Source organism: Brasilonema sennae CENA114 (assembly GCF_006968745.1).
Classification (GTDB): domain Bacteria; phylum Cyanobacteriota; class Cyanobacteriia; order Cyanobacteriales; family Nostocaceae; genus Brasilonema; species Brasilonema sennae.
This window is the reverse complement of the sequence record NZ_CP030118.1, coordinates 3715860-3732030: the sequence shown is the minus strand read 5'-3', so window position 1 is coordinate 3732030 and position 16171 is coordinate 3715860. Positions and strand designations below refer to the sequence as shown.

The 16171-nt window shown below is 42.6% G+C and carries 11 protein-coding genes; 6 read left to right on the top strand and 5 right to left on the bottom strand.

All coding sequences use genetic code 11. The annotated features are described in order from the left end of the window. Window positions 1-109: 109 nt before the first annotated feature. Window positions 110-2194, bottom strand: coding sequence for a serine/threonine-protein kinase (locus tag DP114_RS15855; protein ID WP_171978211.1), 2085 nt, complete (start codon window positions 2192-2194; stop codon window positions 110-112). A 497-nt stretch (window positions 2195-2691) separates the two neighbouring features. On the opposite strand from DP114_RS15855, the gene DP114_RS15850 reads away from it, so the two are divergent. Further along, window positions 2692-2913, top strand: coding sequence for a hypothetical protein (locus DP114_RS15850; RefSeq protein ID WP_216670003.1), 222 nt, complete (start codon window positions 2692-2694; stop codon window positions 2911-2913). Window positions 2914-3115: 202 nt separating this feature from the next. Here DP114_RS15850 and DP114_RS15845 read toward each other — a convergent pair whose 3' ends face one another. The 3 genes from DP114_RS15845 to DP114_RS15835 form a co-directional block, all read right to left on the bottom strand. Beyond that, window positions 3116-5344 (bottom strand): glycoside hydrolase family 57 protein, encoded by a 2229-nt coding sequence (locus tag DP114_RS15845; protein WP_171976547.1) that lies wholly within the window; start codon window positions 5342-5344, stop codon window positions 3116-3118. A gap of 292 nt (window positions 5345-5636) precedes the next feature. After that, window positions 5637-5867, bottom strand: a complete 231-nt coding sequence (locus DP114_RS15840) for a NifU family protein (RefSeq protein WP_211178748.1) — start codon at window positions 5865-5867, stop codon at window positions 5637-5639. Window positions 5868-6804: 937 nt separating this feature from the next. After that, window positions 6805-7845, bottom strand: a complete 1041-nt coding sequence (locus DP114_RS15835; protein ID WP_169268522.1) for a ribose-phosphate pyrophosphokinase — start codon at window positions 7843-7845, stop codon at window positions 6805-6807. Window positions 7846-8619: 774 nt separating this feature from the next. On the opposite strand from DP114_RS15835, the gene DP114_RS15830 reads away from it, so the two are divergent. The 5 genes from DP114_RS15830 (at window position 8620) to DP114_RS15810 (ending at window position 14424) form a co-directional block, all read left to right on the top strand. Next, window positions 8620-10383 carry a serine/threonine-protein kinase gene (locus DP114_RS15830; protein ID WP_172195225.1) on the top strand — a complete coding sequence of 588 codons (1764 nt, stop codon included), beginning with the start codon at window positions 8620-8622 and terminating at the stop codon, window positions 10381-10383. Window positions 10384-10499: 116 nt separating this feature from the next. Next, window positions 10500-11195 (top strand): dethiobiotin synthase, encoded by a 696-nt coding sequence (gene bioD / locus DP114_RS15825; RefSeq protein WP_171976545.1) that lies wholly within the window; start codon window positions 10500-10502, stop codon window positions 11193-11195. A gap of 98 nt (window positions 11196-11293) precedes the next feature. Further along, entirely contained in the window at window positions 11294-12511 is a 1218-nt protein-coding gene (locus DP114_RS15820) for a M20 family metallopeptidase (protein ID WP_169268519.1), read from the top strand. A gap of 56 nt (window positions 12512-12567) precedes the next feature. Then, window positions 12568-13500: a macrolide 2'-phosphotransferase gene (locus tag DP114_RS15815; protein ID WP_171976544.1), complete on the top strand. Its 933-nt coding sequence runs from the start codon at window positions 12568-12570 to the stop codon at window positions 13498-13500. Window positions 13501-13623: 123 nt separating this feature from the next. Further along, window positions 13624-14424 (top strand): hypothetical protein, encoded by an 801-nt coding sequence (locus DP114_RS15810; protein WP_169268517.1) that lies wholly within the window; start codon window positions 13624-13626, stop codon window positions 14422-14424. A gap of 149 nt (window positions 14425-14573) precedes the next feature. Here the strand turns inward: DP114_RS15810 and DP114_RS15805 are convergent, their stop codons facing one another. Continuing rightward, entirely contained in the window at window positions 14574-16088 is a 1515-nt protein-coding gene (locus DP114_RS15805; protein ID WP_171976543.1) for an MFS transporter, read from the bottom strand. Window positions 16089-16171 lie beyond the last annotated feature (83 nt).

Below are 16171 nucleotides of genomic sequence, written 5' to 3'. Positions count from 1 at the left end.
TGGGAATATGTTTACTTAATGATTGAAGCGATTATATTCCAGATTTATGATCACGCTTTAACTTATTTCCTGTAGTGTTGACACCAGAAAAGCCTTAAAATCAAAAAACTTAAAGAGAGGTTTGCCAAATCCTAATAGTTTTATCGTTACCTCCACTGACAAGAGTTTTTCCATCTGAACTAAACGCCAGAGATTGAATCCCGTCGGAATGACCTTCAAGTGTGCGGATTAGGTGTCCTGTTGCCAAATTCCACAGTTTAATCGTCTGATCAAAACTGCCACTGGCGAGTATTCTACCATCAGGACTAAATGCAATAGAGGTCACTTTGCCAGAATGACCTTCAAGTGTGCGGATTAGGTGTCCTGTTGCCAAATTCCACAGTTTGATCGTCTGATCAAAACTGCCACTAGCAATTATTCTACCATCAGGACTAAATGCAACAGAGGTCACTTTGCCAGAATGACCTTCAAGTGTGCGTATTTCCTGTCCTGTTGCCAAATCCCACAGTTTGATGGTTTTGTCAAAACTACCACTGGCGAGGGTATTATCGTCGGGACTAAAGGCTACAGACCGAACTGAACTAGAATGTCCTTTTAGTGTACGTATTTCATCTGCTGTTGCCAAATTCCAAAGTTTAATGGTTTTGTCATCACTGCCATCGGCAAGTATCTTACTATCATGACTAAAAGCAAGGGTATTGACTGAGTGAGTATGCCCGTACATAGTGCGGATTTGTTGTCCAGTTGCCAGATTCCAAATTTTTATGGTTTTATCTTCACTAGCACTCGCGCTAAAGTATCCGTCTGGACTGAAGCTTATGAAATTAACTCTGTTGGTATGACCGCTAAAAGTGGAAATTTCTTGTCCGGTGACCAAACTCAACAGTTTAATTGTATCATCGCTATTACTAGCAATTGCCTTGTTATCTGGGCTAATAGCGACGGACAAAATTGAGTTGGTATATCCTTTGACCGTTGAAACTAATAAAAAATTTTCTGAAGCAGCCGACTGTGTACTATGAGAAAAAATCATTTCTCGATTTGTTGCGCTAGTGTTTTGCTGATTCCAACTAACGGATCTTGTCATTTCCAAACGATGGAATTGTCGATACCAAAATTCTCCAGAAGCAAATACTATAATCGCACTGCCACCCAACAGCAAATTTCTCAATGATAGATATGGTTTTGATATAGATTGCAGTTGAGTAATTGAGAATTTCCTAATGCGCTTTATTTGAGTTACGGGTGTTGATGGTGATTGTCTTTGGTGCTTGATGAGCAAATCACCAAGAACTTGATGAGCTGATTGATAGCGATGCTCTATGTCTTTTTGCAATAGCTTGTGGAGAACTTCTGTTAATTCTTCAGTGATTGGATATCTCAGGTACTGTTGCCAATCTTTTACCCAGCTATATCCAAGTTCTGTCCATAACTTAAAGGGGGAAACTCCAGTTAGTAAATGAAAGCAAGTAGCCCCAAGAGCGAACAAATCACTAGCTGGATAAGCAGCACCGTCCCTGATTTGTTCAATCGGGGAATAGCCTTGTGAACCAATCGAAGTCCCGATTTTCATCTGTGCTTGTGCTGTTAACTGCTTTGCAGAACCAAAATCAATCAGGACTAGATTTTTGCCTATTCCTGAAACCGCTGTTGTTGAGGATAAAGATGCTTGACGGCGGATAATATTTTGTGGCTTGATATCTCGATGAATCACTCCTTGCTCATGGATAAACTTGAGAACCGGTAGTAAATCTAGCAATATTTTTTTTATTTCACTACAGTTATACTTTTTTTTGTGTTGGAGTTCCGTTAACAAATTTTGACCATCAATAAACTGTTGTACCAAATACAGATATTTATCTTGTTCAAAGTAAGCTAAAAGCGTTGGAATTTGAGAATGTGTTCCAAGTTCTTGTAGCCGCTGAGCTTCTTTTTCAAACAATTCTATTGCTTTTTTTAGTGCCCAAGTTCCCTGGATTCTTGGTGCTAACTGCTTGACAACACATCGTTCATTTAATTTATCTACATCTTCTGCTAAATAAGTTCTACCAAATCCGCCCTCGTCAGAAAGAACTTTAATAATATGGAAGCGATTTCGTAGCAATGCTATCAGTGGAGTGCTGCACGTTCTGCAAAACTTTTTTCCACTGGCATTCACGGGATTTGAACAATCAGGATTAAGGCAGCAGATCATCATTGGTAGGCACGACTGCGTGATAAATTACGCTTCAGTTATTCCTTAAAAATTTCATGATGATTTATCCTTACTCTTATTATACAAAATGTCAATAAAATTCTAATATTTTTTATTATGATAATTTTACGTATTAGTATCAGTACTACGGTGATTTGTGTAAACAAAACTCATCTTTTGTTTCAAAACATAGTTATACGCATATCTACATAGAAAAGTTTATTAATTACTCAAGATCACAAGCTGCAAAGCATCGCAGCTAAGGAATCCGGTTTGATTTTGTGAATTGACTCGTCGAGCTAGGAAACGCTTAACAGTGAACAGTAACAACTGATAACTGCTCGCTGGTAACTGATACAACTTCATATTAAATTAGTATTACTTCAAGTGTACTTATTTTCATCCTTAGTCCTGAACTCAAAGTTCATGATCCACTAAAAACTCCAGTCAAATAATCTTCATCAATCTTTTTTCCTTTTACCCTTTTCTTTGGAATTATGACGCAGGATGAGTTATTGGTACTGATACATTGCGCGATGGCTGAGGGTAGGCGAGAGTTAGACTTGTCGGGACAGAAGTTGAGTGAGTTACCTGTAGAAATTGGTAAGTTCAAGCAGCTTGAGTCTTTGATTTTGGGAAAGAAGGTTGAAGGTTATGAATTCGTAGGAAACCGCCATCTCGAAAAAGTTTTGGGCAACAATTTAAAATTGAGCGATTGATTCCGCTTGCACGTAGTTGTGGTTTTGACATTAATTTTTCCAGGTGCAAGATCTGAGTAAGCATTTCCTCTTAAGCGTTAAGCGTTCCCTACGTCCTAATAGAGTTGGCGATAGCTATAGCAGAAAAAGTTTTACAGATACGCTACACGAACACAAGTGAAAAAAAGGGGTGTAGAGAAACCCCTAAACCCCTTTTTTTTACTTAAGGTAGTTCAATTGGAATCAAAGCATTTTCTGGAAGATAATCGCAGAAATGTCCTTCCTCCGAAAGCACCAAAATCAAGTGTAAGGGAGAATCTGGAGGAATTTGCAAATCTGCCCAAGGAACTGCCAATTCCAAACATTTGTTTAAAGCGACTTGAGCACGACTAGCACGCGGATACCATTGATTCTGCTCGCCAGCTTCTTGAAACTGAATCGATTGCGTTAACAAATTAATCTCCAAATGGTGGTGGAACAGATAATTCATTGGAGATGTATCCGGCACTTGTGCTAAGGGAGCAGGACTGTTGTGCATCGTTTTGTCAGGATAATACCACAGTAAATTCAATTCTGGTGGCACATCCTCCCCTAGTTTAATGGCTGTTTTGAAGTCTAAGCGCAAATAAAAATTCACATGATCCACTCCGTACCAAAGCCGTTGAATAGGACTGCTATTGTGCATTGTTCCGCGTGCGCCGCCAACTTCTATGCGTCCGGCTTTGTCCCAGTCTTGCTCATCGCCTTTGCCATCTATGATTGGATGAATAAAGCTTTTTGGACGAGAATTAGCGCTCGCCTCATGAACTTCTACAGGTTGGCGCAGATAAGGTGGTATCGGTTCATTTAACGCCTTATATATTCCGTACAAGTGCTCTCGAAATAACTGGTCAAACATCGCATCCTGATTAGAGGAATGCCCCGCACCGAACCACCAAAACCAATCAGAACCCTCTGCTGCATATAAAGCTTCCCATGCTTCAGGGTTGTTTTCTTCTGTTGCTTCTGGATGATTGGCTAAAGTTGCTCTGGCTTGGGTTAAGTAATCCCACGCGCGATTTTTAGCAGGATCGCCGATCCAAGTGGTAAAGCTACCATCTACCCAAGAACCACTGTGCAGTTGCTCTCCTGGGATAGTGGCTGTTGGCGGAAACTGTTCAAGAAATTCTGAGACGGTAACGAGTTTTATACGTTGTTCGTTGCTGAGGGTTTGATACAAAGCATCTAAGAAAGGTTTGCCATCTTGAGAATAAAATTCCCAGCAGTTTTCACCATCCAAGGCAATCGTTACTAACCAAGGTTGTTCGCTTTGTCTATCGCGTTGCATTCGGGCGATCGCCTGCAGATGCCCCACAAGATCCGCCGCTGCTTGTTTTGCTGGCATGGAACCGTACGTAAAGCCAATCAAATCTGATAATCTGTGGTCCCGAAAGACAATAGACACATCACCAGCTGGTGTTTGCAATCGGTATGGTTTGTACAGTAATTCCGGGTTTTGGACATTTCCCGCACCATCGCGGTGAAAAAACTGTTTGAGCGTGCTGCCCAACACTGTTTCATCTGAGCAAATCCACTTAAATCCTTGATTAATAATATCCGGCAATATCTCGGGGCTGACGGATTGTTCCGAGGGCCACAAACCACGTGGCGTGGTTCCAAATCTATCAATGTACAAATCCCAAGCTTTTTGCAGATGCCGAGGAATATCTTCTGCCCACTGAAACCGAGATTTTGGTAATGTCATATCAGGCACCGCGACACGACCAGAGTTAGTATCGGCTAGTAAGGGCAAGATGGGGTGAGTGTAGGGCGAAGTTGTAACTTCTAACTGCCCTGTATTCTGCATTGCCTTATGCTGTGGTATGATGCGGCCAAGAATTTCTCGCTGTTTTGAGTAAATTCGCTGGCGATCGCCCAAAGTAAAATTTCGACCCTGCTTTAACCAAGCTGCAATTTCTGGGTCATCCCAAAACATAGGGTCTATCCACGCGAGATTGTGCCAAGCTAACAAATCACTATAATCTTGCTCCTGCCAATTTGTGAAACACCAAGCTTCGCCTTCGTCAAGTCTTGTGTTATACAACTCGGCGTAACGGGGATGGGGGTCAATCAGATTGTGGTGATTACCGTCAAAAAAATGCTCTATGATAAATCGTTTGTGTTGGTCACAAAGCTGCTCAGTTGGTCTGAGGGTAAGTTCCAAATAAGGGTCAAAGGCAGTGCCAGCGATGTAATCTTCAAGCTGCAATATTAGCGATGGTACCAAATTGACTGTTTGGTGCAACCGAGGATAGCGCTCTAAAATCAGTATCAGATCGAGATAGTCCTTTGTACCATGCAAACGCACCCAAGGTAAATGATAATACTGAGAACCTGACTGCGCTTTGGTGGGAGATTTGTACAGCGGTTGATGTTGATGCCAAATGAAAGCGACGTAGAGAGGATGAGACATACTTGTGATCAGTAGATAGAGTGATGGGGAGATAGAGGGAGTGCGGGAATGAGGGAGTCAGACAGCGCGAATGACCGCTTTCCAACGCCAGATACCTGCACCAGGGAAACCCTCCCGCAGTACTGGCTCCTCCGTAGGCGACTGCGTAAGCGCAAGCGCACGCTAAGAGCGTTCGCGCAGCGTCTCCGTAGGAGATACGCGTAGCGTCTGGTGCAGGAGATACCCGAAGCGTCAGGGAAAATTCTCTCTCCCTTCTTTCCCTCGCTCTTGTTATCCCCCCGTCATATATTGTCTACATCACTTGCTCCACTTCTGCAATTTCCGGAATCATTTCTCTTAGACGACGTTCAATCCCCATTCTCAAAGTCATAGTGGAACTGGGACAAGAACCACAAGCACCTTGTAACCGTAGTTTAACAACCGGACCATCAAGTTCTACCAGTTCCACATTACCGCCATCAGATATGAGATAAGGGCGCATTTCATCTAAAACGGTTTCGACATTATCAGGTGTAAGTGCCAAAGTTGACATAGTTGTAAACCTCTTCCCAAAAATTTTGTTTTCCAGTGTCATTAAGACAATCCTAGATCTAATTCCAGTTTGATTGCTGGATTGTCTTTTTGTTTGTTGATGTGAATTCTAAGTTGCTACATTCTTACTTCATTACTGCACCAATTGCCAGGTATATTACCTATTGGTTCTACTCGTCTGCCCAGGTATTTGGCAAGAAACTCTTCTACTTGCGCTAAGAAGTGTCGCCGATTTTGCGGACGTGCAAAACCCTGTCCTCCGTGTGTGTAATGCAGCCCCCACGCATTTGGTCAAGAGTGAACTACCTATACCTACTAGCGTTCTGTTCCCCCCTATCTATGAACCTATCCCACGAATAAAATCCTTTAAATCCATATGTGGATAGTTGCAATGTCAAGAAAGGAATCAAAAGATATTTTGTGGCATTTCCATCGAACACTTAGAACACATATTTTATTTTACACAACAAAGAGTAAAGTTCTTGTTGGAACCTTGGGACTTAAATTTTAATTGATCTGCCTCGATTTTCTCGTTTTTCAGACTCTTTTTAGTATTTGGGGTCTAATTCCTCGTTTGCGTAAAGCAACACGTTTATATGAGTGAATTGTAACTTTTATCAGCCGCTAAGACTTTCACTTTTTTACGTCTTCTTTCTAATTTGAAAGTTTTATATTACTTGTGTAGTAGTGGTAATATTTCTTTTTTCTCGTTTCCATTGGCTGGAGTTGTGCAGTTCGCTAAAGGCATTCCATTACCCTTAGTAACTGGAGTTTAGACTAAAGTTGACTAGATGTTTGTAAGCCAATGTATTGGCCATATGATTATTTTTGACAAAAATAAAGAATAAAAGATGAAGTTTTAAAAACTTTATCCTTTATTCTCCTGAGTTGATGCACAACTGTAATTAAAGATAACTGTTTTGTTTGTGCTAACGGAACATACTACTTACAGAACTATCTTCGTGAATCCGCCAGATAGTTTCCCCAAGTAAGTTAGCTACTGACAGCACAACTAATTGTGGAAAGCGTTCGCCCAGCGACTTACCGGAAGCATCGGTTTCTGGGATTGGAATCGTATTTGTAACAATCACTTCCTCAAATAACCCACTTGAGAGCCGCTCAATTGCTGTTGGTGAAAACACTGCGTGAGTGGCACAAGCATAAACCTGACGCGCCCCTTCTTCACGCAGAAGTTTTGCCCCTGCAGCAATAGTACCAGCAGTGTCTATCATGTCATCCACAAGCACTGCTGTTTTGCCCTTAACATCACCAATGACATTTAAGACTTCGGCAACGTTGTGAGCCTGACGACGTTTATCTATAATCGCCAGTGGTGCATCGTTGAGCTTTTTAGCAAATGCCCTGGCTCGCGCTACACCACCAACATCTGGGGAAACTACCACTAAGTCAGGCAGTTCTTTGCTTGCTAGATAGTCCAGCAAAACTGGAGAACCATAAACATGATCTAGTGGTATGTCGAAATAACCTTGAATCTGAGCGGAGTGCAAATCCATAGCAAGAATACGGTTAGCACCTGCTTCTGTAATGAGATTTGCTACCAATTTGGCGGTGATGGACTCTCTTCCTGCGGTTTTTCGGTCAGCGCGGGCATAACCATAATAGGGAATGACTGCAGTGACTTGCCGTGCAGAAGCACGCCGGCAGGCATCGATTATAATCAGCAATTCCATCAAATTGTCATTGACAGGATTACAACCGGGTTGGATGAGATAAACATCACAACCCCGGATTGATTCTTGGATTTGAATGTATAGTTCTCCATCCGCAAATCGTTTGCGAATCATTGGTCCCAAATCCATGCCCAGGTAACGAGCAACTTCTTGGGACAAAGGTACGTTGGCAGAGCCAGATAACAGCCGCAGGCGAGTATTTTCAGCTAGTCCTGTTGCAATTGGCTGCACTTTTAGTGTTGCAGAAGTGAGCACAGCAGATCCTCGATGTGCATTCATGGCAATCTTATCACCACAGATTAGACAGCTTTAACCGAAAATAGTTATAAAAAATATACATAAGCTTTTGGTATGAGTTTTGTTAAAGCTTTTATCAAAACTTTAAACAAACCTCTATTAAACTACATTTTGTACATTCTCTAGCTCTTGCATAGAGAGACAATTGATAGCTTAACTGAATATTCTGTTTGTAAACCATATCTATCATTTAGATTTTTTGGCATGAATTGAAAAAAATCAACTCAATTGGATGTGTGTTTGGTAGACTTTCCCTTTTAACTACCTTATCAGTTGCTTTGCACAAGCATCAACACTTGGACTGTTGAATCTGAGGAAAGGTAAGCATAAATACTTAATTAATATTCGGTTCAGAGAACGTTAACACTTAATGATACTAGTTTTGATTGCAAAACGCGGAAATTGTTAGGCTTTTTTTAGTTTGTTATCAAACAATATCATTGCGGAGCTTGCGCCTTCCAATTTCCGTGATACTTGACCTGATAACTTTAGAGCACACAGGTAAGTTTAAAGAGTTGGGAAATCTGATAAAAGTTAAAACGGACATACTACTTACAGCAGATGCATGTGATAGGCGATACGCGTGGCATCAAGCGTATGCGCAAAGCGCACGCTGCGCGAACGATTGAGCGCTCACGCCGAAGTCCTCCGGCTTATCGCCTCCTTAAAGAAAGTTCAACCGACTCCCTCTGTCTGGAAACTATCCGTATCATAGTGAAGTCCTCCTCTGTTGCTATAACACTCAATTGATCAACGATGCAAGCACCGATTACAACTGACACTATATTGCAAAACCGTTACCGGATCACTCAAGTTTTGGGTCAGGGTGGATTTGGTAGAACCTATCTGGCACATGACCAGAGGCGCTTTGACGAACTTTGTGCAATTAAGGAATTAATTCCAATAGTCACCGAAGGTTATGCTTGGGAAAAAGCAAAAGAGCTTTTTGAGCGAGAGGCAGCAACTTTATATCAAATACAACACCCCCAGGTGCCTCAATTCCGCGAGAGATTTGAACAAGATCAGCGCTTGTTTTTGGTGCAAGATTACGTTGGCGGAAAAACATATCAGACTTTGTTGGATCAGCGTCAAGCTACAGGGAGTGCATTTACAGAACAAGAAGTATTACAACTTATACGCTCTTTGTTACCAGTCTTAGAATATATTCATAATCAAGGAATTATTCATCGAGATATTTCACCGGATAATATTATTCTGCGAGAAAGCGATCGCCTACCAGTTTTAATCGACTTTGGAGTCGTAAAAGAACTGGTAACGAAATTGAACTCTCCAGATAACGCAACGCCAGCAACCACTGTTGGAAAACATGGTTATGCCCCAACTGAGCAAATGCAAACAGGTCGAACATATCCCAGCAGTGACTTGTATGCACTAGCTGTTACAGCAATTGTATTGTTGACAGGCAAAGAACCCCAAGATTTATTTGATGAACATCAACTAACTTGGAATTGGCAACATTTGGTCACAGTCAATCCACACTTTGCCTCTGTGTTGAATCGAATGTTAAGTCAAAAACTGGGCGATCGCTACTTAAAAGCTCCTGATGTACTACAAGCATTACAAACTCCACAACAACCAAATGTTTTCACTTCAAATGTTTCCAAAGTACAAACAGTAGCCGTTGGTCGCCGCCCTGAACAAGCACAACCATCTGCCCCCAATACATCTAAGCCAGCCATTCCAACACAGGGTAGCCCTTCACTGTTAGATAATCCCTTGGCAGTTTTTGGAATTACTCTTGCTGTGATAATTATAACAGGATTTGGTTCATGGACTGTGGTCAGGTCCATCCGTACTAGCTCACAAGCTACATCAGAAAAAACAAATCCACAAACTTTCCCTTCACCTGTAATTCCCAATGGAACGACCTTAACATCTACACCTACCAACAATGAACCTGTTGTATATAATAAACCCCTAAATTTTGGTACATCTAACACTGCTAACGTTGATAGTATAATTAAAGTCAATGAAGTGGATCAGTATGTTTTTATTGCTGAAAAGGGGCAGCAGTTAACTGTATTGCTTAATCAACAAGGTAGTGTTTTACTCTCAATCTTAGGTGCAAATCAAGAACCAATTGACAATGCTGCTAAAGACTTTTCATTTTACCAAGGAACATTGCCTTTTGCTGGTAAATATACGGTTCAAGTACGTCCTGTGCCAGGACAACCCCAAAGCAATTATAGTTTTAGCCTCGGATTAGAAAATCCAGTCAGACGCAGATCTAGATCCACACCTACAGCCACTCCTACTCCCACACCCACCCCCACTCCTACACCCACTCTCACCCCCACCCCGACAGCCACACCTACTCCCACTCCCACAGCCACACCTACTCCCACCCCCACAGCCACACCCACACCCACTCCCACAGCTACACCTACACCTACAGAACAGCCGTCCACAGCTCCTGCTGTAGAACCACAAGATACGCCGCCTGCTAGTGAACCACCCAACTCTGTTCCTAATGAAACAGCTTTTCCATCAAGGTTGTAGAATTCAATGCAGAATCTGCATGAAAACTATGCAAAATATTTATAGAATAGAATTGTCAGCAATTTATGATAGTAACTGTGAGACATTAGTTGTTGGCTACTCATAACTAATAACTAATGACTGACAAGCTATTAAACACACTATTGATTACAGGAACAGATACAGAAGTTGGCAAAACTGTTTTAACGACAGTATTGGCAGCCTATTGGCAAAAATATCACTCTTCCGCCAGTATGGGAATTATGAAACTCATGCAATCGGGAGAAGGTGATTCCGAGTGGTATCAAAAAATATTTTCCTTAAATCAATCTCCCGAAGAACTCACACCTTTATATTTTCAAGCACCCCTTGCTCCTCCCATTGCTGCAGCAAGGGAAAATAAAACTGTAGATTTAGCAAAAGTGTGGCAAGGTTTTACAGCTTTGCGTTCGCGCCGTGATTTTATCTTTTTAGAAGCTTTAGGAGGATTAGGTTCGCCAGTAACTGATGAATTAACGGTTGCTGACTTGGCAGGAGAATGGCGCTTACCAACAGTGTTAGTTGTTCCAGTTAGATTGGGTGCAATAAGTCAAGCAGTCGCTAATGTGGCTTTAGCACGACAATCACGAATCAATTTAAAAGGTATTGTTTTGAATTGTGTTCAACCTCGAACAAATACAGAAATTGCTGATTGGACACCCATAGAATTGATGAAATCACTCACGCACATTCCAATTTTTGGCTGCTTACCTTATCTAGATAACTTAACTGATTTATCTAAAATGGCACAAGTAGCATCAAATTTAGATTTAGAACGATTGCTATATATCTAAAAAAGTGTGAAGAGTGAGGCAAGAAATACCTTTTGCAAAAGTTTAAAGCGTAAAAATAAAAGTACTTAGCTGTCATTTGAATTTAAAAAATGTAAAACATGGTTTCTACATTCCCGAACTCCTCTTGTGTTGATTTATCTCGTGTTCGACTCTCCATTCGTTCCCTGCAAGCGCAACTTGTGGAATGGCGGCGACAATTGCATCAAAAGCCAGAACTGGGTTTTAAAGAAAAATTAACCTCTCAGTTTGTCTCGCAGAAGTTACAGAAATGGGGAATTGAGCATCAAACTGGCATTGCTCAGACTGGTATTGTAGCTACCATCAAGGGTAACGATACTAGTACTCAAAAAGTGTTGGCAATTCGCGCGGATATGGACGCTTTGCCAATTCAAGAACTCAACGAAGTCTCTTATCGCTCACAACACGATGGGGTGATGCACGCGTGTGGACATGATGGACATACAGCAATTGCCCTAGGGACAGCATACTATCTTCACCAGAATCGAGACACTTTTGCTGGTACTGTCAAAATTATATTCCAGCCAGCAGAAGAAGGACCCGGAGGCGCAAAGCCGATGATAGAAGCTGGGGTATTGAAAAACCCTGATGTTGAGGCGATTATCGGTTTACACCTTTGGAATAATTTACCTTTGGGGACACTAGGTGTCCGCGCTGGTGCATTAATGGCAGCTGTAGAAACATTCAAATGTACAATTATGGGCAAAGGCGGACATGGTGCCATGCCCCATCAAACTGTTGATTCTGTTGTGGTTGCTGCCCAAATTGTCAATGCCTTACAAACAATTGTCGCGCGCAACGTCAACCCTATTGACTCAGCAGTAGTGACAGTGGGTGAACTTCATGCTGGAACCAAGAATAATGTGATAGCTGATACAGCCAGAATGAGTGGTACCGTAAGGTATTTTAATCCAGCATATGAAGGCTTTTTTAAGCAGCGTCTTGAGCAAATTATTGCGGGAGTTTGCCAGAGTCATGGTGCTAGTTATGACTTTAATTGTTGGTCGCTTTACCCACCAGTGATCAATGATGCTACCATAGCGGACTTGGTGCGCTCAGTTGCCGAAGAAGTCGTAGAAACGCCCTTGGGTGTTGTTCCTGAATGCCAAACAATGGGTGGCGAGGATATGTCTTACTTCTTACAAGAGGTTCCTGGTTGCTATTTCTTCCTGGGTTCTGCGAACCCTGATAAAGGATTGGCGTATCCACACCATCATCCTCGATTTGATTTTGACGAAACCATCTTGGCGATGGGTGTGGAAATGTTCGTTCGCTGCGTGGAAAAATTCTGTAATTGATAAAAGTAGATGGGTATTAATAAGTATTGAGTTCGATATCCAAAGATTCATCTCCCATGAAGCCGATCATCAACAGCACTGCGGAATTTCTGGCTGTCGCCCAAAAGCACGGTCTTCGACTGAACGCCGAAAACGTAGAACTCAACGCATCAGGAGTCGATTTCCTCGTTGCGTTCGCCACCGATGAGGACGGCATTCCATGGGTATTACGAGCACCCAGGCGGTCTGATGTCATCGAAAGAGCAGCCAACGAAAACCGGGTGCTGAATCTGCTGCGTAAGCACCTCCCAGTTGCCGTACCGGAATGGCGAGTGAACACAGAAGATCTGATTGCCTATCCCAGACTTGCCGGTACTCCAGCCGCCACCGTGAATCCGGTAGCCAAGAATTACGATTGGTACATCGACCAGCAGTCACCCTCCGTCACCTTTGTTGACTCGTTGGCTGGGGCGATCGCGGGTCTGCACACGATTGACCACGATGCGGCGTGCGAAGCTGGCGTTCGAGTGCTGCAGCCTGTCGAGGTTCGGCAGTCACTCGCCAAGAAGATGGATCAGGCGAAACCTCTGCTGCGAGTCTCGGACTTGGTATGGCAGAGGTGGCAGAACTGGCTCGCTGACGACACGTACTGGCCTAAGCACTCGGCACTGATCCACGGCGACTTGCACCCAGGGCACATGTTGGTTGACCAGGACCATCGGGTAACCGGACTGATCGACTGGACGGAAGCCGAAGTTGCCGATCCAGCGACGGACTTTGCCGCGTACTACGCCATTTTCGGTGAGTCTGCCCTTGCCGATCTGCTTCAACGGTACCAGGACGCTGGAGGTCGGGTGTGGCCTAGGATGCAGGATCATATCGTCGAACTGTATTGCGCTTGCCCTGTCGCGATCGCCATGTTCGTGCTGCTGACGGGTGACGACACCTACCTAGAACCGGCGCAGATGATGCTGTCCGCACATGAACAGCAAATGGCTGGTTTGGGATGAACTTTCTTCTATCGCGCTTGACATCATGGGTATTCTTAGTCAATACACAGTCGGGCGCTTTTTTGTGCTTTTTTCAACCCTGTCGAACTCACGTACTTTTATGTCTACCCATCTACTTAATCAATGAATTCTTCAACGTTAGATCCATCTGTCGCTTCGGCGATCGCAGAATTTGAAACATCCAATGCCCCCAGTGTTTGGTCAAATTTAGATAAAAACCAAGTGCTGACAGACATGAAAACGCGCCTTTTGGACGCCTTTCAAGTCAACCAAGGTCAACAACCGTTTTGTGGTCCTGCATCAATTTTATTTGAACTCGTTCGTAAACAACCCCTGCGCTACGTACAAATTTGTCGTAGTTTATTTGAAACTGGTGGTTTTCAAGGGCGAACTAGACGTATTGAAGCATCAAATAGGTTGCGTCAAAGTCGAGGCAGACTAAGAATGGGGCAAGCTGATTGGATGGTTCTAGCAACGTGCCGAGAATCAGAAAATTTGGTTTTTCCTGTTGAACCAGAAGCGCCCGATATTATCCGCAATATAGCTGGGATGACTAAATCTTGGGAAATGAAAGGATGGGCGCGGGAAGTTTTAGGCTATCGGAATGTCAAATACACCCACACTTATCTTTTTGGCGAAGTCGATGCTTTGAATGAAGCAGAAACAGTGATTTCTGCTGGTGGCGTTGCTTTTGCTTTGATTACCGCACAGGGTTTACTCGGTAACAATCCGCCACCCTTCCCTTATCCCACCCATTGGATCACGCTGTTGGGTAATATCTCGATTAAAAAGGGATTCTTCTGGAAACGCGATAGTGGTCGTATTAGTGTGGATGTTTATACTTGGGGAAGCAAGAGATACATAGATAAAGATGAGGATCGTTTTGAAGCTTATTTTTGGGGTATTGTCATGGGTTCGATGTAATACAACAGCAATTCCTGAGTGGCATACCCGAAGGGCATTGGACATTGCAATGCCCACCCCATACCACATCTGTATTTAAGTGAGTTGAAAAGCGCTATATCTGTTTGATTATCGATGATACGAAGGTGAGTGGTTACACTATACCATGTCTAATTCTCTACTATCTGCTTACGAAATATCCACAGAGTTTGTATCACCTCAGTTAAAGAGTTTTTTCGCGCTTCTTGCACAAATAAAAGGGGAACAACTGCTCCGATTCTGAACACAAAAGATACAACAAAGGCTGCTGGTAAACCACCTAATGAGGGATTTTGTGCAATCAAACCACCTATAGTTGTACCTAAAGCGCCACAAACTCCAGTAACGGCAGCAATTACTCCAAAATAAAGGGATTGTTGTTTGACAGGCGCAATTGCTAGCTGCATATTGTTGTTGCATAAATCAATTGCTGCCCAAATCCCTCCAAGTAACATGTGTAAAAGGGGTAACCACAGCCAAATGCCAAAGAAACTAACATCAATCGCTAGCCAAAATAAAGGTATGAGTGTAAGTACAATCCCCATTAATATCAAGATTGAACGGTTACCTATTTTGTCTGATAACTTGCCCCAGAAAGTCAGCATCACCAGGTTTGCCGCCCCCTGAAAACTGGCGTAGAGTGCCACAACACTCACATCTAAATGTAAATTATTTAACATATAGAGCGGGAAATAAGGAGTACTCAAGTTAATGGCAAACATTTGGAAACTGAAATACAACAGAGACATCAAGAAATTAGAGTTATTTAAAATACCTTTTATCGCACTCGAATCCGGTATAGAATCAGTTGTATTTTCTATAGTTTCTGGCTGTGTATCAGTAGTTTGACTAGAATTATCAGTATCTCCAGAAATAGCATTTTTCACTAAAGAACCGAGGACAGAAGCGTGCTGCATCTGTGGATTGACGTCCACCTGGAAGTACTGACACCCAAGACCTATCAGACCTGATAGAGTCCCGAACACCACAAGCACTGCATAACCTTGTAAAGTTCCACCAGGCCATTTAGAGACAACTAGACCGGCTATTGGTATAAAAGTTAAAACAGTTAGACTGAAAGCACTGTTACGCAACCCAAAATACCTTCCTCGGATCTGTCGAGGGACTAAAGCTGCCATCCAACTCATCCACGATGGATGTCCTAATCCTTGTAACATATTGATTAACAAGATAATCACAAGTGTTAGAACTATCAATTGCTGAGAATTTATATATCCGAAGCTAAGGGCGGCGATCCCAATGGGTAGAAATAACCAGAGTATCCTCGCACTCACGTTTGTAAGGATCGAAAATCGAAAGCGACTGGTTGTGCGTTCTGATAGATACGCACCGAACGGCTGAATCAGATTCACCAGCATTGGAATGGAAGACAGCATTCCAATAATCACTGGACTAGCATTTAATTCCACCAAAAAATTAGAGAGTAAAACACCAGTGACAATGGTCAAGTATATTGATGTGAAGACACCATCTACAGTAGAGGCTCTGAGGCTGATACGAATAGCATTCTTTCTTAAAACTGAAGGGCTGAGTGTTGAGTTAGCAACAACAGTCGGTTCTGAAATTGCTATCTCGGGTATTATGGGGGCTAGAGGCGTAGCGGTTTCTAGCGAAATTGGTTCCATACTTGTCTTCACAGATGGGTCAAGTGGGGACTGTAACTTTTGTTCATAATTATTTAGTTATTGTAACTTGCATATCTCAACAA